Here is a 20,205-nt window from a genome sequence, read left to right as displayed (position 1 = left end):
CTAAATTCTAGGTTTAATTGCAAAGCGCCCCCTTCTGTCATCAAAATTAAATTGTGACGATTTTCCTCGGTGTGGTATAATAAATCCAGTTTTTATATGGAGGATTTCCCCATGGTTCGACTATTCGATATACAAGCTTCGGCCCTGTTCACTGCCTATTCTCCTACTCATCTCTTCGTCCTGGCCCTGTTCGCCTGCTCTATCTTATGTCTATATACGTTCCGGAACAGTCTGCGGGAGAAACGAGCGGGGAACATCGTCCGCTTCAGTCTGGTGACAGTACTCGTGCTGTCCGAGCTGTCGTTGAATGTGTGGTACATCTGGCATGGGCAATACGACGTGAAGGATACGCTGCCGCTTGAACTGTGCACCATATCGTTATATCTGTCAGTTGCCATGCTCATCTGGAAAAGCCGGCGCTTGTTCCAGATCATATACTTCGTTGGAATTGGCGGAGCCTTGCAGGCCTTGCTCACCCCAGCGCTTGATTATGACTATCCTCATTTCCGGTTCATTGAATTTTTTGCGGCGCATATCGCCATTATTTTGGCTGTGCTGTACATGCTCTGGGTGGAAGGACACCGTCCTACCCTCAAATCTGTATTCGCCGCCATGGGCTTTCTCAATCTGCTCCTTGTTGCAGTCGGCACCGTGAACGCAATGACCGGCGGCAATTACATGTTCCTCGCCCGCAAGCCTGAGACGGCCTCGCTTCTGGACGTGCTTGGACCGTACCCATGGTACTTAGTGTCACTGGAGGTTGCCGCATGCCTGATATTCTTGCTCATGTACCTGCCATTTGCCATCTCTGCGCGAGTTCGGCAAGCGCGGCCTCAGGAGACGGGCTATGATTAATCGCAGTGCTTCACATACCGACGGACTGGCAACCGCAGATCTATACAATCACGAGCGGGAGTCAGCAGCAGCCTCACTATATACTGACCGGGATACATGCATTTTTCTGACAAACACGCCCAGAGTCACGTTGATCTTTCGGTACGGGGGGATATCGAGCTATTTTGAGTTATTAATAGATATATTGAGAAGGACAAGGAGGTATGGTGCAGATGAACAATCCAAATGAACTATTAAGAAGCTTAAAATCGTTGTCTGGGCCTTTTCCGCCCTTTGATGTGACACGACTGCCGGAAAGTCCTGGGGTGCTGTTCCTATAATGGCTGAATTTAGCGATTGAGAATGAAGTGAAGGAGCCTCATGCGATGACGCTTTCTGCTGTGGATGCCGATGGTTATCCAGACGCGCGTGTATTGATATTGAAGGGCGTGGCTGGCGAGGCATTTTACTTTGCTTCCGGCTCCGAGAGCTGGAACAATCGCTTTCCAATCAGAGAGAGCGGATCACACTTGATCTGGAAATTGTCGAGCCCAACTGGACGCTGTATGCCGTGAATGTGCGTGAAGCGGAATTTTGGCAGGGGGATGTTCATCGTAAACACGTTCGTATTCAATATCACTTATGCGACGACGGGCAGTGGAGACATTCCTTGCTCTGGCCGTGAGGCTGCTGCTTGAAAGTATTTACATTTTCTTTTATCACCTAAAGAGAGCCGAGGAGCCATCCACCCCCATTCCCGAAGATGCCCCTATAGAACCGAATAAGAGAAGAGCCATGGACATGATGATCGATGCTTTTTTCATCCGATTTCACCTCTTTCGAAAGGATATTTGCGAATCGTTTCTTTTTCTCTGCTGAAGCATGCGTATCGTATTCTTGAAACGTAACGTCAACCATTCCGACACGCTGCATATTCTTTAGTGCGAGCGCTAATTCCAACGACAAGGCGTTGTATTCAAGCCCTAATTCATGTTGACTGGTTCCAAAATGATATTAAGCCAAGCTTGTTTCGAATTGAGGACTCTGCAATACGACATTTTCATCGACATCAAGTGTTTTTTGCCGTTCATCGGGGAGAGAACGTTGCAAAAAGCGAAACAAGAGATTCAAAACGTACAGAACCGGATTGAAATCAAGAGAGGCCCTTATGCCAGGTTCTAACATAAAAAAACCGGACTCTTCATTTCACAAAGGAGTCCGGTCTGGTAGAACTCATTCAACTAACGTACCCGTTCATTTACAGATGAGATCCGCCACTTGCATCGATCAATTGCCCGGTTACCCAACGGCTGTCCGATGAGGCAAGAAAGGCGGCAATATCTGCCACAGCTTTGACATTAATGTCCATGACCTCGTCAAAAGATTCTTCCATTGCCTCTTCAACGGTTAGAATTTGCCCGATTCCAGCGTTATTCACAAGAATATCAAACCGATTATCGCCTGTACGTTTCCGAAGGGTCCAATGTCGCATATAAATCACGAATGCCCTCATCTCCTTGTTTGGAATTCATGTTTAGTTATATCACAAGGTACACAAAATCCACAAAAGCCGTTTCCAGTCGCAGCACGACGATGAGAACGGCTTTGATATCAGATTTGAATATAACGGAATGAACCTTCTGCATGTGATGAGCGCTCGCCTCATGCAGAGTGGGTATCTGTCTCTGGGCAAACGGTGCCATGCCGCCCTTCCAGACGTTCCGCGGCAATAAATCCGGCGGCGGATACGAGCAGGAGCAGCCCCATGCCTAAATACAGAGCCTTTGTTCCCAGTTGATTATATATAAAAGCCCCGATAAGGCTTCCCGTCATCGTCGCCCCGATGCTTATAATGACCGACATAACCGCTTGGCCGCTTGCGCGGAAGCGGTCTGGAATAAGATCCATCATATATTCCGCCAAATAAATGAAGTACAGGGCAATGCCTACTCCTTGAACCGCCTGCATAAACAAGATGAGCGGCAAGACGTCGGTTGTGTAGATGACGAGAGCGCGTGCAGCCATAATGACCGCGGACAACGCCAGCATGAAGAGCGGCCGGAACTGCCGGCCAGAACGGCCCAAGTATAAAAAGACAAACACTTCCGTCGCCGCTGGCAGCATCCACCCGAGTCCGATGTCAAGCGAGCTTCCATTCATATCCCGGATCATGAAGCTAAAATATTGGTCGTTGAAGATGAGCGTCATATTATAAATGATGAGCACGACCATGAATAATACGAAGCGCCGCGTGAAAACGTAGCTCCAGAACTCTTTCATGTTCACTTTTTCCTGTGGCTTTTTCCGAGTCGACAATCCGCCCGCACTCTCTTCACTAACCTCTGCCGCAAGCGCTTCGGCTGCATTCCGCGGCGTATCGTCCCGTCTCGGATCCCGCAGCGGCAGCAGCGCGCAGCCGGTCAAACCGACCAGAACCATCACGATCCATCCCATCGATGCATGTCCCGGCAGCCGTTCCAGCAGCCATCCGATAAGAACCGCCGATACGGCAAACCCTGCCGCGCCGCAGCCGCGAATGACCGCATAGGAATCTCCCAGCCGTCTCGCCGCAAGCATCGCCATGCTGTCGGTCAGCGACGTGGCTGGAACCCACAGAAATTGAAAAACAAAAATGAGTCCCATCACCGTCCACGGCTCCGAGGTATGAAAGACGAAAAACAATACTCCAATCAACGCAAGCAAGAGGGCCAACAAGAGAGGCTTCATGGCCGCGAACTTGTCGCTCAAATAGCCAATTAAATAATTGCCGATCATGCCAACGATGGGAAGCACCGCGTTTTGCAATCCGTACATGGCGTCGCTATAACCGATATCTTTGTAATATAACGGAAAAAAAGAAGAAAAGACCGCCGCCGGCGTAAAAAGCATAAACATGTAGACATACATATAGCGGAGCTGCCTCTTGCGATAGAAACTATGATTCAAGTATTCCATGGAAGTCATCTGCCTGCCTCCGTACCGAGGCTCAGAAGAAATCCCATGCTCTTATCTTGTTTACGTATGCGCATCATGCTGTTCATAGTCCCTTTCGTGTCAGAATTAAGAATATTCCCTATTTTAGCACACGAAAAGTTTAGGCGGTTTCGTTTTCATAGTTTATTAAAATGTTGCAAATATTCGAGTTATTTTTGAAAGCGCATACCCATAGGATGAAGTAGGCATTTCTATAATAGCCCTGCAAAATTAATGGCACTATTTACAATTCCTTATTACTAGCTTAACGCTATGTTAAAAATCACGTTTTACAATGGGACATGTGCACAGTTCCGATGATTTTACTAAAGAATCCAATTTATCGTTAGCTAACTCTTTACCCTACATTAGGAACCCATTCATGAGGAGTGTAAATGTATCTATGAAAGAAAAACGTTGGTTTACGATGCTAACTGTTATTTCCATGCTGTTCCTCGCTGTCGTCGGATGCTCTACCGGCTCCGCCTCGGAAAGCACAAGCGATGCGGCCAAAGGCCAAGGGGAAGCTGCCGCTCCGGCAGCAAAGGAAGAAGACAAGACACCCGTCAAAATCCAATACTGGCATTCTCATGCGGAAGCCCAAGAAGAGGGCTTGACGTACATGATTGAAGAATTTCATAAGAAATATCCTTACATTACGGTTGAACCTGTCTATCAAGGCGGCTATGGCGATCTGCACAAGAAGCTGCTGGCTGCAGTCGCAGCGAACGATGTTCCTGCGGTAACGAACGTTGAGGTCTCTTCCTTGCCAATGTTTGCGCATGACGGAATTTTTGAAGACCTTACTTCTTATATCGAGCGTGATCAGGTTGACATGTCCAGCTTCTCCGAAGGCATGGCGAAAGCCTATGCTTACGAAGACCGCCAATTCGGATTTCCGCTTATCGTGAGCATGAGCGTCATGGTTTACAACAAGACGATGCTCGACAAGCTCGGCGTCACGCCGCCGCAAACGTGGGACGAAGTCGAAGCGTTCAACAAGAAGGTTACTGTGAAAAAAGATGGAAAAACCGATCGTTATGCTCTTTCCGTTCCAGGATGGGACAACTGGTATTATGACCCATGGATGATCAACGGCGGCGGCTCCGTCTTGAACGCCGATATGACGCAAGCCAGCATCGATTCGCCAGAAAGCCTGCGCTACATTCAGAATTTCAATCGTTGGGTGGATGAAGGCGCCATGCATATCGGATACGGCAAAGGAGCGTCTGGCACGATGCGCCAAATGTTCCTGGAAAGTAAAATCGCCATAATCGAACACACTTCCGCCATGATTAAAACGTATGTGGAAAATGCAGACTTTGAAGTCGGTGTCTCCTTCCTCCCTGGCGACAAAACACGCATTTCCAATATCGGCGGAGCTGGTATCGTCATGATGAGCGGTGCCAAAGACAATCAAAAAGAAGCGGCGTGGAAGTTCATTCAGTTCATGACGAGCAAAGAGTACAACATTAAATGGGCGGAAAAAGTCGGCTATTTGCCAACACATAAGTCAGTCGTCGATACCGAGGAAGGCAAAGCTTATCAAGAACGCTGGCCGCAATACAAAGTGGTGCTTGAGAATTTCGATAACGTTCAGCCTCGTATCCAGCATCCGTTGTATCCGGAGTTCAGCGACTTCTATATTGAAGCGGTCGGAAAAATGGTGCTCGAACACGGGGACCCGGCTCAATTGATGAAGGAAGCGGCAGCAGAAATCAACAAAGTGTTGGAAGAAAGCAATTAAGCGTGTTCAAATAATGAACTTTTCAACACCGAGAAGGTGAATGCAAGATTCGATGTCGAATCAGCTTCCAGATATGCTTCGTGTTCAAAAGTTCACCATTATCTGCGGTCAAGCAAGGCTGTATCCCTCCCAAATATGGACACAGGGCGTGCGGCTTTGGCTTGGCCTTTCTATTATTTAGTTGATTCCGATCTAAGGAGAGGGCGAATATCGAAATGAATGCACATTCCGAACAACCTCATGCTGTACAGATTGCCCAGCTATCTACCAAACGGCCTTGGTCCTGGTACAGCTTCTTCGAGAGGTGGAAAGATTTCAGCTTCGCGCTGCCGGCGCTGCTGTTCTTGCTTGTGTTTACTTATTACCCGCTTATCTATTCGATATACATTAGCATGACGAACTGGAACATGACACGTCCGATTAAGAAGTTTGTCGGCATGGAGAATTACACGAAGCTGTTATCAAGCGAAGAGTTCTGGAAAGTATTGACCGTCACGTTCAAATATACCGTATTCGATGTGTTCTTCACGATTGTCATCGGTCTTGGACTGGCGCTGTTGTTCAATTCCACGTCGAAAATATTCAACTTCCTGCGCGCCGTCGTCTTCATGCCGTATTACATCTCGATGGTTGTCGCCGCCATGATTTTTTTATGGATCTTCAACGCGGAATACGGCTTGGCGAATTACATTCTGCATCTTGCCGGGTTCGATCCCGTTGCCTGGATGACGAATCCGAATACCGCGCTCTCTGCGCTCATTACCGTTTCACTATGGAAGGGCGTCGGCTTCGCGATGCTGCTCTTTATCGCTGGGCTCCGCAGCATTCCGATGGAATATTACGAGGCTTCCAGCATTGACGGCGCCACGCGCTGGAGCCAATTCCGGCTTATTACGCTGCCGCTGCTGTCTCCTATGACGTTGTTCCTCATCATTACGAACTTTATCGGCTCGATGCAGGTGTTCCAATCGATCGATATTATGACGAACGGCGGACCGCTCAACGCGACGAAGGCGATGGTGTTCTGGATTTATCAAATGGCATTCTCCGACTTCCGCACCGGTCGTGCATCGGCGCTTGTCGTCATCTTCTTCATCATTATTATTACGTTGACCGTCATTCAACTGTGGATTTCCAAAAAACGAGTTCATTACGAAGGGTAGGCTTAGCGGATGTCCAAATCCATCTCATCTTCCATCCGGTTGGCAGCAGCCATCTTGATTACGATACTGATGTTTTTTCCAACCTATTGGCTTGTCGTCACCTCACTTAAGACTCCGTACGAGCTGCGTCTGGCGATTCCCTCCTTCTGGCCGGAGTCGTTCCGCTGGCAGAACTATGTTGAGGCGTTTCAAGCTTCGCCGTTCGGGCGCTATTTTCTGAATACGACGATACAGACGTTCGGCATTATGTTCTTGCAAATCAACGTCGCCATCTGGGCAGCATTCGCATTCGCCAAGGGGAGCTTCCGGGGCCGCGACAAATGGTTCCTTCTTGTGCTCGCCGCGCTTATTGTGCCGGAGCAAGTCACGTTCGTACCGGTCTATGTGATGATGTCAAAGCTCGGTTGGTTGAATACATATTTGGCGCTCATTGTCCCTCACGGGGCGTCTGCCTACGGTATCTTTTTGCTGCGGCAGTCGTTCAAATCATTGAATAACGATGTGCTGGAGGCTGCGCGCGTGGACGGCGCAGGACGATTTCACCAATTGTACCGCATCCTTGTTCCGATGGCGATGCCGACAATTGCGACGCTGATCGTACTGACGTTCATCAGCAGCTGGAACTCTTACTTCTGGCCGCTCATTATGACGAACTCCGACAATATGCGCGTGCTGACCGTCGCCGTGGCAATGATGCGCGACTCCGTCGCAGGCGATGAGGCATTGACCTTCCATATGCTGAGTGCCGCGAGCGTCATGGTCATCTTGCCGATTGTCATCGTATTTTCATTCGCCCAGAAGCATATTGTGGCCGCATTAGCCAATTCGACATTTAAATAAATGAAAAATATAGGAGGCGATGGCATGTGTACATCAAATAAAGCACGATGGAAACAAAGCGCGCGCGGGCTGCTCCTGCTTGGCCTTATGCTCTGGACAACCGCATGCGGCAACGGCTCCGGCGGAACCAAGGAGCCTGCGTCATCTTCCACTGGGACAGCAGCCGCTCCGCTGATCAAGACGGCACAGGCAACCGAGCGGAATGGAAAGCTGACGCAGCAAGAAGTCGAGAAGAAGATGCGCATTGATAAAAAAGAGTTCCAGCCGATACTGGAGCTGGCAACACTTGGTCCGATTATTCCCGGTCTGCATGAGCAGGTCATTCCGCAAGGGCTCGCCTACGCGCCTGACGAAGGCTGGCTCGTTATGTCGGGATATCGAGAGAAGGGTGGAGTCAGCGTACTTGCGCTTCTGGATGCCAAGAGCGGCGCATTGGTGAAATCGTTCGAACTGTATGAAGGGAATAATAAGCCTTATACCGGACATGCAGGCGGCACGGCCGTCACACCGGGTTATGTGTGGATCGCCTCAGGCGGCGAAGCGCGCTATGTGTCGATCGAAGCGCTCAACAAGGCGGAGGACGGCGGAAGGGTCGTGTTCGAGGGCAGTCTGAAAGCGGGCGTCCGCGCTTCGAACGTTGCATATGAAGACGGATTGCTATGGGTCGGAGAATTCGCCCACGGTACCGAATATCCGACGGATAAGTCCCATTACTTACAGAACCGCGACGGCGAGGAATACCGCGCTTGGATGGAAGGATATGCGATCGATGCCCAGACCGGCCTGCCGCCGGAGCTAGCTGCTGGAGCCGAATCTTCGGTTCCTGAGGCGATCCTATCCATTCCGAATCGCATTCAAGGCATGAGTCTGTGGAAAGGCCATTGGATATTAAGTGATTCGTTCGGGCGCAATGCCGAGAGCACCGTCCTGTTCTATTCCGATCCGCGTGAGGAGGCCCCGCACACAGAGGTGAAGCTCGGAGAAGCTTCCGTGCCGGTCTGGTTCCTCGACGGTAAAGCATTGGCGGGCAAGCTGGATGGACCGCCGATGGCAGAGGAACTGGCTGTTATCGATGATTCGCTATACATTTTATATGAATCCGGTTCAGAGAAATTCGTCACCTCTGGAAGCTATGCCATGGATACAATGCATGTGCTTGATATGAACGTTGTGCAAGCAAAGTGGATGCAGTAGAACCTCAACTAACAGCACCATCGTTAAACCTCATCGTCCAAAATAAAGTAAAAAGGAAACAATCATGATGGGAGTATTGGCTTCCGTCGCTGTTAAATCCAAGTTGTTGGGAAGAGATTGTGTGGGAATGACTCGGATTCAAAGTCGATCTCCAGGTCTCCCCAGCGGATACTCTCCACCCGTAATTGCTTCGTTTTCAACCTTAACAAGGTTTCTCAACAGCTAGAAGCCGTCGTATATGACGGCTTCTTTATTTTCCCTTATAATAAAGAGGTGAGACAAATTATTGATTGTATATACGAACAGGAGTCTTGTCCTATGAACGAAGCAAAACTGAACGAATACATACGCCGAAAAGCAGAGATTCTCCCTACAGCAGATGAAGCGGCCTCCACGCTTGTTGCGGAATTGTTGGCGGAGATGGAGCAGTTAATGAAAGACAACGAGCGATTGCGCAAATCGCTGCACGCTGCCGGTAAGGGCAAGTCACGCGCTGGCATGTCCACCAAGCTGAAGGACGCACTATACGAATAGTTTGCCCTTCATCCAACTTTTGTTCATACGATTGGATAAATACCGTGTCCCCTTCAAAACATAAAGCCATATCTGTCTACTCGATGAAAACAGAATGTGCGGAGGGACACAATGATCACGAGAATCATGTTATTGGTTCTGTTTGCGGTATTGGCCGCTGGATGCACTCCATCCGGTAAATCACCTGCAGCCAAACATTCGCAAGAAGGCTACACGATTCAACAAAGGCAAATCAAAATGGCAGCTAAGGAAACCCCGCAGCTCGCCGGCGGGCAGGAAAGCCAAGTACGCGAGCCCAAGCCCCTGTCCTTAGCGGAGCTGCGCAAGAAATACCGTTCGCATTTTCTGCTGCAAGGACCTTCCGATCGGAAGTGCATCAGTTTGACGTTCGATGACGTGCCTGACAATCATTTCACTCCCCAGGTGCTGGATGTGCTGAACCAATACGGCGTAAAAGCTACCTTTTTCGTCGTAGGCAACCGGGCAGAAAAATATCCAGAAATCGTTCAGCGTATAGTAAACGAAGGACATGTAATAGGAAATCACTCTTACGATCACGCCAACTTGCCCAAATTGTCTGACGAAAGCTTTCGTCACCAGGTGACTCGAACCGAAGATATCGTCCGCGGGATTACCGGGCAGCAGATGCGTTACATCCGCCCCCCCTATGGCAATATAAGCGAGGAACAGATCAAATGGCTTGCCAGCCAAGACATGCTCATCGTGAATTGGAATGTCGACTCGCTCGATTGGAAAGGGTTGACTCCAGAACAAATAGAAGCAAACGTTATGAGCCATCTTACATCCGGTGCTATTGTGCTGCAGCATGCTGCTGGCGGAGAAGGCGGAGATCTATCCGGCACCGTCATGGCGCTGCCGCTCATCATTGAGCAATTGAACCAGCAGGGTATTAAAATGGTGACGCTCCCCGAATTACTGAGCAAGCCCGCTTACCGTCAGTGAGACAACCTCTAGCGAGGCCTTTTGAAGATGAGCGGCCGCGATTAAAGGTTGGTTTTATCGCCATAAACGATATTTCGGTTTCGCTTTAACGCTCCACCGTTCTTAAACATTCCTTAGTGGGAAATAACGAATCCCTTGCTAGCGAGCAAGGGATTGCTTAGTTCAATCATCATGTAATGGCAATCATCATTCCCACAGCCCCAAGGATTGATAAATCTCTTTAGAGACTACACCGTCTACTGGAAACCCCTGCATCTGTTGATATCGCTTCAATGCGGTCGTCGTTGCCCCGCGAAATCTCCCGTGACATTCTCCTTCATACAACCCGGCCGCTTGCAGCCGATTCTGTATGAGCAGCACATCCCCGCCTGCGTCGCCTTCGGCCAGTCTCCGCGGATCCCGATACAGTCCCCCCAGCACATGCCCCAGCATTGTTACTTTCGTTCCGATGGGGACTCGCTCAAATAGCTCTTCCACATCCTTGTTCCGCATGCGCACACAGCCGTGACTTCGGTTATAGCCGATAGAATCGGGACGGTTCGTCCCATGAATGCCATAAATCCCCCACGGCACATTCAGCCCAATCCATCTCGTGCCGAAGCCCGGTCCCCAATGTTTCCCTTTAAATACGACCTCATATTGTCCAACCGGCGATGGAGTAGCAGGATTTCCGAGCGCTACCCGATATTTCTTAACTGGTCTGCCGTGAACGAAGAGAGTCAGCACGTGCTTAGAAGGATCGACGACGAGATGAACCGCCTCTTGCTCCGACATAATCGGCAGCGGTTCGGCTTGAGCCTTGGACGGCAGCAGTAGCATAATCAAAAGCAGGAACAAAACGGCGGTATGAATAATCGGGCACATTCTGCTATAAGCAGATATACATTTTACTGTATCGTTGTTTAACATCTTCAATTCTTCCTATAGTGTTCATAATCTGTACTATCCACTAATAATATGGATTAAATCCCTCTAGTTTATCCATCCCAACACTCTCCGCAGGCTGACCCGAAACTAAACTATCTGTCATCGTTGAATCATCTCAATGCGGTCAATATAATGTATTCATCGTATCGATGCATAACTCGTTACACGCATACTCCATGAATTCGACCATATAGCACTTGCACTTCCTTCACGATCACCAAGAAGCCAACCGGCATCCGATTGGCTTCTTGACGTTCTATTCTGTAACGAAATGTGAATACAGCAGCTGCAGCCAATCCGCCTAGCCGGGGCATGGCATCGGACGGCGGTTGCAGCCGAATTATCTAATTGGTACGCATTCTCATAATTACGGCAAGCATCTATCTTCGGAACGGGAGCAGTCCCTCATTCAACGTTTGAGTGTTCGCATACACCTGGCGGTATACATCAAATAACTGCTCATACATTTCATTTCGGTTCGGATCCGGCTTCCAGCGTTCGGACGCCATCAGGAATGCATCCGCACAGACCTCCAGTGTTGGGAACCAACCCGCTCCATAAGCCGCCAGCATGGCCGCTCCCATCGCTGGACCTTGCTCGCTCTTCAGCTTCACCATCTCCGTGCCGAAGATGTCGGCCTGCATTTGCAGCCATGTCTCATTTCGCGCTCCACCACCGATGGAAATGACGGCGGATATTTCTTTGCCGGATGCGCGCAAGATATCAAGCGATTCCTTCAAGGAGAACGTAATGCCTTCCAGCACGGCGCGGGCAAAATGCTGCAACGTGTGCGATCCGTCCATGCCGATGAAGCTTCCGCGAATAACTGCATCCGCATGCGGTGTCCGTTCGCCTACCAAATACGGAGTGAACAGTAGACCTCCCGAACCGGCGGGAATGTCTTCGATTCCATTCAGCAGCTCGTCGAAGGACAGGCCGTGCCCGAACGTCTCCTTGAACCATTGCAAGCTGTATCCGGCTGCAAGCGTCACGCCCATCACATAATAAGCATTCGTGAGGCCGTGATTGAAGAAGTGAACCTTGCCTTCATAATCTGCACAGCGATTCTCTTCATAGGCGAGCACAACACCGGACGTTCCGATGCTGCACATGGCTGTGCCGGGATGCAATATCCCCGCTCCAATTGCGCCGCAAGCGTTGTCCGCGCCTCCTGCGTATACCTTCGTCTGCGGGGACAAGCCGGTCTTTCCCGCCATCTCCGGCAGCAGCGTCCCGACACAGTCAGACGACTCCAAGAGCGGCGGGAACAGCGACAGCGGCAGGCCGAAGGCATCCGCAATTGCGGTGCTCCATTGCTTCTCCATCACATCTAGGAGCAGCGTGCCGGCCGCATCGGAATAATCCGTCGCCATATGTCCCGTCAATCGGTAGCGGACATAATCCTTCGGCAGCATGAATGCCGCTGCGCGGGCGAATAGCTCCGGCTCATTCTGCTGTACCCAGAGCAACTTCGGCAGCGTGAATCCTTCCAGCGCTTGATTCTTCGCAATCCGAAGCAGTTGCGGTCCAAGCTCTTCCGTAATGCGGCGGCATTGCTCGGTCGTGCGGGTGTCATTCCATAAGATGGCATGACGCAGCGGCTCGCCGTCTTCGCCGAGCAGAACGAGGCCATGCATCTGCCCGGAGAAGCTGATCCCGTCTATATCTGCGGCCGCGACGCCCGCTTCATTGACCAATCGCGCAATAGCGGCTACCGTTCCGTCAGTCCAATCCTCCGGCTTCTGCTCGCTGTAGCCCGCTTTCTCGTGAATGAGAGGATACGCTTCCGCAGCTTCCGCTATGACGGTTCCCTTCATATTCACGAGAATTGCCTTGACAGCGCTTGTCCCTAGGTCGATCCCAATGACGTATTTCATCTCGGTCTCTCCTTTCCAGCTATCGATCGCGAATTCCACATCCGTGATTCCCGCTTCATCGCGCCATGCCTTGGCTACTCGGCCAACAGGTACGTGTTCAAGATACTTTTTACATGCTCCTGACGTCCGGACACATTTCTGCGGATATCATGATTCAACGCATATTCTTCCAACGACTTGAGCGTGGCCGTGCCTGAAGCGATATCCTGACCGATCCCTTCGCGGAAGCTAGAGTAACGATTGGCAATCATGTCCTCGAACACGCGGTCTTCCAGCAATTTGGCCGCTGTCTTCAAGCCTTTCGCGTACGCATCCATTCCAGCAATGTGGGCAAGGAACAGATCTTCCGCTTCGAACGAGCCGCGCCGGACCTTCGCGTCAAAGTTGATGCCTCCGCGTCCCAATCCGCCGTTCATCAGCACTTCATACATCGCCAACGTCGTCGTATACAAATCGGTCGGGAATTCATCCGTATCCCAGCCGAGCAGCAGATCGCCCTGGTTCGCGTCCAGTGAGCCCAGCGCGCCGTTGATACGAGCTGCGCGGAGCTCATGCTCGAAGGTGTGGCCAGCCAATGTCGCATGGTTCGCTTCGAGATTCAGCTTAAAGTGTTCTTTCAGGCCGTATTGGTGCAAGAAAGCGAGTGTGGTGGCCGCATCAAAGTCGTATTGATGCTTCGTCGGCTCCTTCGGCTTCGGTTCGATTAGGAACTGAGCATCAAAGCCAATCTCTTTTGCGTAATCGATAGACATATGGAACAGACGCGCCATATTATCCAACTCGAGCTTCATGTCCGTGTTTTGAAGCAGCTCATATCCTTCACGCCCGCCCCAAAATACATAATTCAAGGCGCCGAGCTCCTTCCCGACTTCCAGCCCTTTCTTCACCTGCGCAGCAGCATACGCGTAGACGTCCGCATTGCACGTCGTTGCCGCACCGTGCACGAAGCGCGGATTCGTGAACATGTTCTGCGTGTTCCACAGCAGCTTCTTCCCGGTCGATGCCATGTACTCCTTCATCATGCTGACAATCACGTCAATGTTCCGGTTCGTCTCCCGCAGCGAATCGCCTTCCGGAGCGATGTCACGATCATGGAAGCAGAAATAGTCTAGATTTGCTTTTTCCATAAATTCAAATGCGGCTTCCACTCTCGCTTTCGCTAAATCCATTCCCGACAGGCGATTCCAGGAGCGTTCCATCAAGGCGTCTCCGAACGGATCCGTTCCCCCATAGGTCAGCGTATGCCAATATGCCATCGCGAAGCGCAGGTGCTCCGACATCGGCTTGCCCATCACGATCTCATCTGGACGATAATGCTTGAACGCGAAAGGATTGGACGATTGGCGGCCTTCATACTCAATCTTGTTAACGGTTGCAAAGTAGCTCATCTGCAGGTGCCTCCTCTTGAATTAAAACTTTACCCTCATCCTAGCATAATTTAATAACTTTGTATATCCATTAAACTAAGTAGGAAAAATATTATAATTTCGACTTATCTCCCATCATCTCGCTGCACCCGTCACAGCCTAATTATAAAAAACTTGCTTAAATGAGCAATCCCTCCTAAACTAATAATCATTGACATTGTAAATTTAGAGCATAAATAAAGTTGTATCGATAAAGGATGAGGTATCAAGATGAAGGTCACCGGTGATCAAGCTCTCGTAAAAAAAATAAACACCTCGATCGCACTCGAAGCTATCCAGCTTCATGCCCCTATCTCGCGTGCGCAGGTTGCATCGATGACCGGTCTCAACAAGGCGACCGTCTCGAATCTAGTGAATGAATTGTTAGAGCAGCAGCTTGTGCTCGAAATCGGTCCGGGACAATCCAGCGGGGGACGAAAACCGCTCATGCTGTTGTTCAACCGCCATGCGGGCTATACCATTGGCATCGAATTAGGCATAGGAAGCTTCACGGCAATCCTATGCGACTTATCAGGACAGATTGTGCTGGAGGAAGCCAACATTCCTATCCGCAGCAATGAATCGGAGCATGTGATCGACAGCCTATGCGATACGATCACTGCGCTTCGCAGCCAAGCTCCCGACGCGCCTTACGGCACGATAGGGATCGGCATCGGGGCGCCGGGAATGGTCGATGAAGAAGGCAACGTCCTGTTCGCGCCGAACTTGGGCTGGAGGAACGTTGCGCTGAAACGGGCTATAGAGGAGCGGTTTCCCGGGGCGATCATCACTGTCGACAATGAAGCCCGCGCAGGCGCCATCGGCGAATGGGAGTACGGCACAGGCGAGAAAGCGCAGCATCTCGTCTATATCAGCGCAGGGGCCGGCATCGGTACCGGAACGATTATCGGAGGGGAATTGTTCAAGGGCGCATACGGCTATTCTGGCGAAATGGGGCATATGACGATTGAAGCGAACGGCCGCAAATGCAGCTGCGGTAACCGGGGTTGCTGGGAGCTGTATGCCTCGGAGAAGGCGATTACAGAAGCTGGCAAGAACGTGAGCTATCATAGCTTGGAAGAAATCATGCAAGCTGCTGAGCAGGATGAGCCGAACGCGCTTCACACGCTGCATCAGATTGGTGAGTACTTGGGCGTCGGCATCGCCAATATTATTAACACGTTTAACCCAGAGCTAGTCATTATCGGTAACAAGCTCACCCAAGCCGAACGTTGGATCCGCAAGCCGCTTCTGCGGACGGTGCAACAACGTACACTCCAATCGCATCAGCATGGATTGCAAATTCATTTTTCCTCGCTGCAGCAGCGTTCGACCGTGCTTGGCGCGGCCAATCAGGTCATTCAATCGTTCGTCGGACGAACTAAAGTGTCCGTATAAACGCACAAAGGGCCGTCTACTGTCCGTCTGATTGAAGAGGAGGCGGCCTTCGATTGCGTTCAATCTCATGAATGATCGCATGCTTGTATCCTAAAGTATGTTCCGGATGCCACCATAAATGGGCATATGCATGTGCCAGATCGGGATGATAGCACGCGCCGCCCCCTCCTGCACCATGGTTAGAGCAGCGGTATGGCGCAACATATAAATAACGCTTGCAATTTCCTAGAGACACGTGGAGGACTCGTCTAATGAGGCATTAGATGTTACTAGATGTTATGTTTCTATCTTCCGCTTTGCCCTTTGCCTCACTCTCCCATCCCGTCAGAAGATGTGGCGCACAAGCATTCCACCCCTTGTCCCATCCCATCAGAAACTGATTCGTTTACCTGGCTACTCTTCTAGAACAGTATGTTTTCCAGTGTTGGGCAAGTTCATCCTTTGTGTCTGACCTGCGTTAGTTCTGAATCAAAGGGAGAATGGCTCAAAAGACTGGACACTCGCATCATTGCTCGCAAACCTGCTGAAAAATCACTGCATAGAACTTAAACATTCCTTCATGTCAAAAAAGCCGGAATCAACATCCCGGCTTTTCCCCGGTGTATGGTTAGAACCAGCCGGAACGCAATACGATTACCAACAAAATGAAGAGAACCAAAATTACGCCTGTAGAAGTAAAGAAACCACCACATCTTCCAGCAATGTCGCTCATTTAATGTCCCCCTTCACCGTTATTAAAGTGTACTTGCGTTGTTATTGTATGGCCTGCTGTGACAAAAAGATTCTTTTAAATGCCCATATCCATCAAATTTGCGCTTCTGCCCTGCCAGCCTGTAGTTTGTCCACCCACTCGCATGAGCAACAACTCACATATGATAACGTGTATTCAATTATATTATCTTATGGGAAAAGGGGCTGTGAAGCATGACATTTCGCGACAAAGCTCTTCGTCTTTGTGGACACAATGTGCGGGTCACCACCAGAAAAGGCACTTTTACTGGAAGACTGACCTCGGTCGGCACCGATTTTCTGGTGTTGAGTTCTATTACCGGACGCCGCAGAAGAAACCGCATAATCCGGCTGGTTGAAATTATCGCCTTGCTGTCCTTGCTGCGATAACCCCGGATATGAAGCGGAACGAAAACCGCCAGCATCCGCTGGCGGCTTTGTATATCTGCTTGCAGCATCTTGATTCTAAAGCTCCGTGTTTATAGTATCGTATTTACAAAAAAATCCTGTATAATGAAACAGAATTCATATCTATTTAGGAGGTTCATTCAATTGAGTCCAAACATACATATTTTTCACGAAGCGCCTACGCCAGAGGAATATATCGCTTTGCGAGTCGCTGCCGGTCTTAGTGCCAAAAGCTTAATCGGAGCCGAAATCGCTTTGAAAAACTCCATCTTTGCAGTCACATTGAGACATGAAGACGAACTCGTAGGCATGGGCCGAATCATCGGAGACGGCGGTTGCTTTTATCAAGTTGTAGACATCGCGGTTGCCCCTTCTTATCAAGGCAAAGGGTTGGGGAAACTGATCATGACGGAAATCACCAATTACTTAGAGAACAATGCGCCTGATAAATCTTATGTCAGCCTGCTAGCGGATGTCCCCGCCGATCATTTATACAAGAGGTTTGGCTTCGATTATACGCACCCCAAGTCTCTAGGCATGTATAGAAGATACTAGGCAGCTGACAACTTCATGCAGACTAGAAATAGACCATCCTTTCAAGGAAGAGGTCTATTTTACTTTTTTCACGGCATGTGAGCAGATATGTGCATGCAAAAAATCCCTTGCCTATGCAAGGGATACACTTTGAGTATGTATGGTGCGGTAGAGAGGACTCGAACCTCCACGGGCGTACGCCCACTACCCCCTCAAGATAGCGTGTCTGCCATTCCACCACTACCGCACATCTAATCCCTCATGAAGAGGACAACAATTAATATACCATCATTTGAAGCTCTTGTAAAGTGGAGCGTTCCTCCGCAACGACTGTTTCCAAAACAACTGAGACCATCAAATCCGAGAAGCTGCGTTACGAAAACGCTGACAGTATTTACGAATAGACATGTAAGGCGTCCTGATGGTCCCGATCGGAACGGGATAAAACCTAGGGGCAATGCCCCCGCTGCTCGCGAATGACATTTATTTGATTTCCGTCTTATCAAATTGTCTGGAGTTCGGACCCCATCCCGCACTTCTTCCCAAAAACAAAAAAAGCCTTATTTAGGCTTTGCGATTGCTTGGTTATGGTGCGGTAGAGAGGACTCGAACCTCCACGGGCGTACGCCCACTACCCCCTCAAGATAGCGTGTCTGCCATTCCACCACTACCGCACATTTTAGGGAAATATGCTACCAGCATCTCCAACGAGAGAATAACTGGTGAGCCATGAAGGACTCGAACCTTCGACACCCTGATTAAAAGTCAGGTGCTCTACCAACTGAGCTAATGGCTCTCATGCTGACTGAACATTGCTGTTCGCCATGATTCATTTCAAGTAAAAGAAATGGTGACCCGTACGGGATTCGAACCCGTGTTCCCGCCGTGAAAGGGCGGTGTCTTAACCACTTGACCAACGGGCCATAGTCACACTTTCATCATCACCTCTGCGGCGACAATTAAGAGTATAACAAACGGCATGAACGTTGACAAGCTTTTTTTTCAAAACTTTTTTTACCAATTGGCAAAATGTTTTTGTGCTGATAAGACACCACCCGTGTTACCTGCGCTTCCTCAAACGGTCACACTAAATACGATAAAAATACTGTCGCCGTACCGAAATAAACAGTTAATGAAAAGATGTCATTCAACGTCGTAATCAGTGGCCCGGACGCTACGGCTGGATCGGCATTGCATTTGTACAAAATGAGCGGAATGACAGTCCCGGCCATCGTCCCGATGATGACAGTGAGAAACAAGGAACATCCGACGACAAGGCCGAGCGCTACACTTGATTGCCATATTCCCGCCACCAAGGCCACGGATCCGCCGCATACCATACCGATAATAAGTCCTACGAACAGTTCGCGCCATAACAGACGTCGAACGATAGCTTTGTCTATATTTTCGGAAGATAATCCACGAATGACGACAGCTAGTGATTGAGTGCCTGTATTCCCTGTCATTCCGGCAATCATGGGCATGAAGAATGTTAACGCCACCACCTGCTGTAACGTTTCTTCGAACCGGCTTATAATGCTGCCGGAGACGAGTCCGAGAAAGAGCAGCATAATGAGCCATGGCAGCCTGCGCCGTGCTGCGGTTACTGCATTCGTGCGAAAATCGATAGTCTTGTCGGTTGCTGATAGCTTGTTAATATCCTCATGCGCCTCTTCCCGCAAGACGTCGATGACGTCATCGACGGTCACGATACCGATGAGCTTGTCATCTGCATCCACGACCGGCATGGACAGGAAGTCGTATTGCTCGAACAGCTTCGCCACTTCTTCTTGGTCTGTGTCTGCCGTTACGGAAATAACCTTCTCGTTCATGAGCTCCTGTATCGTTTCATTCTCCTGAGCGAGTACCAGCTCCCGATAGGACAAGGTGCCGACGATACGCTTCTGTTCGTTTACTACATAGAAATAATGCACATGCTTCGTCAGCTCTGCGAAGGCCTTAATTTTCTCCACCGCTTCCCGCACCGTGTAGCGGTTATAGAACCACACGTAACGGTTGGTCATCAGACCGCCCGCCGTCTCCGGCTCGTAGGTGAGCAAGTGACGCACCGTGTCGCTCTCTTCCCGTTCCATCAACGAGAGGAGGAATTCCTTCGCTTCCAGACTAACGGCAGCCATCATATCGGCGACGTCGTCATTATCCATCCGGTTCAGCACTTCGGCGGCGCGTTCGCGCCCGAGCATCTGAAACGCTTCAAGCTGTAAATCCGGGTCCAGCTCGCGGATCATTTCCGTCAACTGATCGATTTCCAGAGCACTCAGCAAGTGAGATCGCTTCGTCATCTTCGCATCGCGATAGACGACGGCCAAGTCGTACGGCTGCCAATAACGCAGCTCCCGCTTCACCTCTTCTGTCGTACCTTCTAATATGCGGTCCGCTTCCTCGAGGATATCTTCCGGTTCAGAGGGGGCTTTTCTCTTTTCTTTCATGTTGTCGCCGTCGTCACGATTGATATCTGATGATAATTTATCGCTCACGCCGCTCACCTCCTGCAATACTCTTTCTTACCCTATATCCAATGACATAGAACCCCTGTTCAATAATACACTACGCAATATTCACGAACTAGGACATATGATAAATCCAGTTCAAGCTCTCATAGTGTATGAAAAAAAGCAAGGAATAACCACGAATGAATTCGCAGTAAATCCTTGCCC

The 20,205-nt window shown here is 49.9% G+C and carries 19 protein-coding genes, 4 tRNA genes and 1 pseudogene; 12 read left to right on the top strand and 12 right to left on the bottom strand.

Annotated elements, in window-relative coordinates; translation table 11 throughout:
• The first annotated feature begins 111 nt into the window (after positions 1–111).
• The 3 genes from M3650_RS07000 to M3650_RS06990 all read left to right on the top strand — a co-directional run bounded on the left by M3650_RS07000 (position 112) and on the right by M3650_RS06990 (position 1,519).
• A complete protein-coding gene (locus M3650_RS07000) occupies positions 112–855 on the top strand; it encodes a YwaF family protein (protein WP_251573516.1) in 744 nt (247 codons plus the stop codon).
• A gap of 365 nt (positions 856–1,220) precedes the next feature.
• Positions 1,221–1,409, top strand: a complete 189-nt coding sequence (locus tag M3650_RS06995; RefSeq protein ID WP_251573515.1) for a hypothetical protein — start codon at positions 1,221–1,223, stop codon at positions 1,407–1,409.
• Positions 1,406–1,519, top strand: a complete 114-nt coding sequence (locus M3650_RS06990) for a pyridoxine 5'-phosphate oxidase C-terminal domain-containing protein (RefSeq protein ID WP_311295052.1) — start codon at positions 1,406–1,408, stop codon at positions 1,517–1,519. Before M3650_RS06995 ends, M3650_RS06990 begins: the two co-directional genes overlap by 4 nt.
• 573 nt (positions 1,520–2,092) lie before the next feature.
• Here the strand turns inward: M3650_RS06990 and M3650_RS06985 are convergent.
• Together M3650_RS06985 and M3650_RS06980 are read right to left on the bottom strand one after the other, a co-directional pair.
• Positions 2,093–2,345: pseudogene (locus tag M3650_RS06985) on the bottom strand (SDR family NAD(P)-dependent oxidoreductase); the annotation flags it as partial.
• A gap of 151 nt (positions 2,346–2,496) precedes the next feature.
• On the bottom strand, positions 2,497–3,798 hold the full coding sequence (locus M3650_RS06980) for an MFS transporter (RefSeq protein WP_251573514.1): 1,302 nt from the start codon (positions 3,796–3,798) through the stop codon (positions 2,497–2,499).
• A 412-nt stretch (positions 3,799–4,210) separates the two neighbouring features.
• Here M3650_RS06980 and M3650_RS06975 point away from each other — a divergent pair, with 412 nt between their 5' ends.
• From M3650_RS06975 to M3650_RS06950, 6 genes are all read left to right on the top strand, one after another.
• Entirely contained in the window at positions 4,211–5,554 is a 1,344-nt protein-coding gene (locus M3650_RS06975; RefSeq protein ID WP_251573513.1) for an ABC transporter substrate-binding protein, read from the top strand.
• A 215-nt stretch (positions 5,555–5,769) separates the two neighbouring features.
• On the top strand, positions 5,770–6,717 hold the full coding sequence (locus tag M3650_RS06970; RefSeq protein ID WP_251573512.1) for a carbohydrate ABC transporter permease: 948 nt from the start codon (positions 5,770–5,772) through the stop codon (positions 6,715–6,717).
• A gap of 9 nt (positions 6,718–6,726) precedes the next feature.
• Positions 6,727–7,557 carry a carbohydrate ABC transporter permease gene (locus M3650_RS06965; protein ID WP_251573511.1) on the top strand — a complete coding sequence of 277 codons (831 nt, stop codon included), beginning with the start codon at positions 6,727–6,729 and terminating at the stop codon, positions 7,555–7,557.
• A gap of 24 nt (positions 7,558–7,581) precedes the next feature.
• Positions 7,582–8,751: a hypothetical protein gene (locus M3650_RS06960; protein WP_251573510.1), complete on the top strand. Its 1,170-nt coding sequence runs from the start codon at positions 7,582–7,584 to the stop codon at positions 8,749–8,751.
• Positions 8,752–9,069: 318 nt separating this feature from the next.
• Complete coding sequence (locus M3650_RS06955; RefSeq protein WP_251573509.1) at positions 9,070–9,285, top strand: Ni2+-binding GTPase; 216 nt, start codon at positions 9,070–9,072, stop codon at positions 9,283–9,285.
• A 111-nt stretch (positions 9,286–9,396) separates the two neighbouring features.
• Positions 9,397–10,248 carry a polysaccharide deacetylase family protein gene (locus M3650_RS06950; RefSeq protein WP_251573508.1) on the top strand — a complete coding sequence of 284 codons (852 nt, stop codon included), beginning with the start codon at positions 9,397–9,399 and terminating at the stop codon, positions 10,246–10,248.
• A gap of 186 nt (positions 10,249–10,434) precedes the next feature.
• Here the strand turns inward: M3650_RS06950 and M3650_RS06945 are convergent, their stop codons facing one another.
• The 4 genes from M3650_RS06945 to xylA all read right to left on the bottom strand — a co-directional run bounded on the left by M3650_RS06945 (position 10,435) and on the right by xylA (position 14,440).
• Positions 10,435–11,157: a L,D-transpeptidase family protein gene (locus M3650_RS06945; RefSeq protein WP_251573507.1), complete on the bottom strand. Its 723-nt coding sequence runs from the start codon at positions 11,155–11,157 to the stop codon at positions 10,435–10,437.
• Positions 11,158–11,336: 179 nt separating this feature from the next.
• Entirely contained in the window at positions 11,337–11,489 is a 153-nt protein-coding gene (locus tag M3650_RS06940; RefSeq protein ID WP_251573506.1) for a hypothetical protein, read from the bottom strand.
• Positions 11,490–11,555: 66 nt separating this feature from the next.
• Positions 11,556–13,052, bottom strand: a complete 1,497-nt coding sequence (gene xylB, locus M3650_RS06935; RefSeq protein ID WP_251573505.1) for a xylulokinase — start codon at positions 13,050–13,052, stop codon at positions 11,556–11,558.
• Between the two features lie 74 nt (positions 13,053–13,126).
• The gene (gene xylA / locus M3650_RS06930) at positions 13,127–14,440 is read right to left on the bottom strand and encodes a xylose isomerase (protein ID WP_251573504.1); all 1,314 of its coding nucleotides are present in this window, start codon (positions 14,438–14,440) and stop codon (positions 13,127–13,129) included.
• 249 nt (positions 14,441–14,689) lie between these two features.
• Between xylA and M3650_RS06925 the strand changes: the two genes are divergently transcribed.
• Positions 14,690–15,856 carry an ROK family transcriptional regulator gene (locus M3650_RS06925; protein WP_251573503.1) on the top strand — a complete coding sequence of 389 codons (1,167 nt, stop codon included), beginning with the start codon at positions 14,690–14,692 and terminating at the stop codon, positions 15,854–15,856.
• Between the two features lie 607 nt (positions 15,857–16,463).
• Here the strand turns inward: M3650_RS06925 and M3650_RS06920 are convergent.
• Complete coding sequence (locus M3650_RS06920; protein WP_019422970.1) at positions 16,464–16,568, bottom strand: hypothetical protein; 105 nt, start codon at positions 16,566–16,568, stop codon at positions 16,464–16,466.
• Between the two features lie 212 nt (positions 16,569–16,780).
• On the opposite strand from M3650_RS06920, the gene M3650_RS06915 reads away from it, so the two are divergent.
• Together M3650_RS06915 and M3650_RS06910 are read left to right on the top strand one after the other, a co-directional pair.
• Positions 16,781–16,975, top strand: coding sequence for a hypothetical protein (locus M3650_RS06915; protein ID WP_251573502.1), 195 nt, complete (start codon positions 16,781–16,783; stop codon positions 16,973–16,975).
• A 162-nt stretch (positions 16,976–17,137) separates the two neighbouring features.
• The gene (locus tag M3650_RS06910; RefSeq protein ID WP_251573501.1) at positions 17,138–17,548 is read left to right on the top strand and encodes a GNAT family N-acetyltransferase; all 411 of its coding nucleotides are present in this window, start codon (positions 17,138–17,140) and stop codon (positions 17,546–17,548) included.
• A gap of 140 nt (positions 17,549–17,688) precedes the next feature.
• On the opposite strand, the gene M3650_RS06905 is transcribed toward M3650_RS06910, so the two are convergent.
• The 5 genes from M3650_RS06905 to mgtE all read right to left on the bottom strand — a co-directional run bounded on the left by M3650_RS06905 (position 17,689) and on the right by mgtE (position 19,977).
• Positions 17,689–17,774 (bottom strand) — tRNA-Leu (locus M3650_RS06905).
• Between the two features lie 341 nt (positions 17,775–18,115).
• Positions 18,116–18,201: transfer RNA gene (locus M3650_RS06900), tRNA-Leu, on the bottom strand.
• 46 nt (positions 18,202–18,247) lie between these two features.
• Positions 18,248–18,323: transfer RNA gene (locus M3650_RS06895), tRNA-Lys, on the bottom strand.
• A 52-nt stretch (positions 18,324–18,375) separates the two neighbouring features.
• Positions 18,376–18,450: transfer RNA gene (locus M3650_RS06890), tRNA-Glu, on the bottom strand.
• A 159-nt stretch (positions 18,451–18,609) separates the two neighbouring features.
• Entirely contained in the window at positions 18,610–19,977 is a 1,368-nt protein-coding gene (gene mgtE / locus M3650_RS06885) for a magnesium transporter (protein WP_036702852.1), read from the bottom strand.
• Positions 19,978–20,205: the final 228 nt, after the last annotated feature.

This window comes from Paenibacillus sp. MER TA 81-3, from assembly GCF_023713585.1.
In the GTDB taxonomy this organism is placed as follows: Bacteria; Bacillota; Bacilli; order Paenibacillales; family Paenibacillaceae; genus Paenibacillus_B; species Paenibacillus_B profundus.
This window is presented reverse-complemented; position numbering and strand designations above follow the sequence as displayed.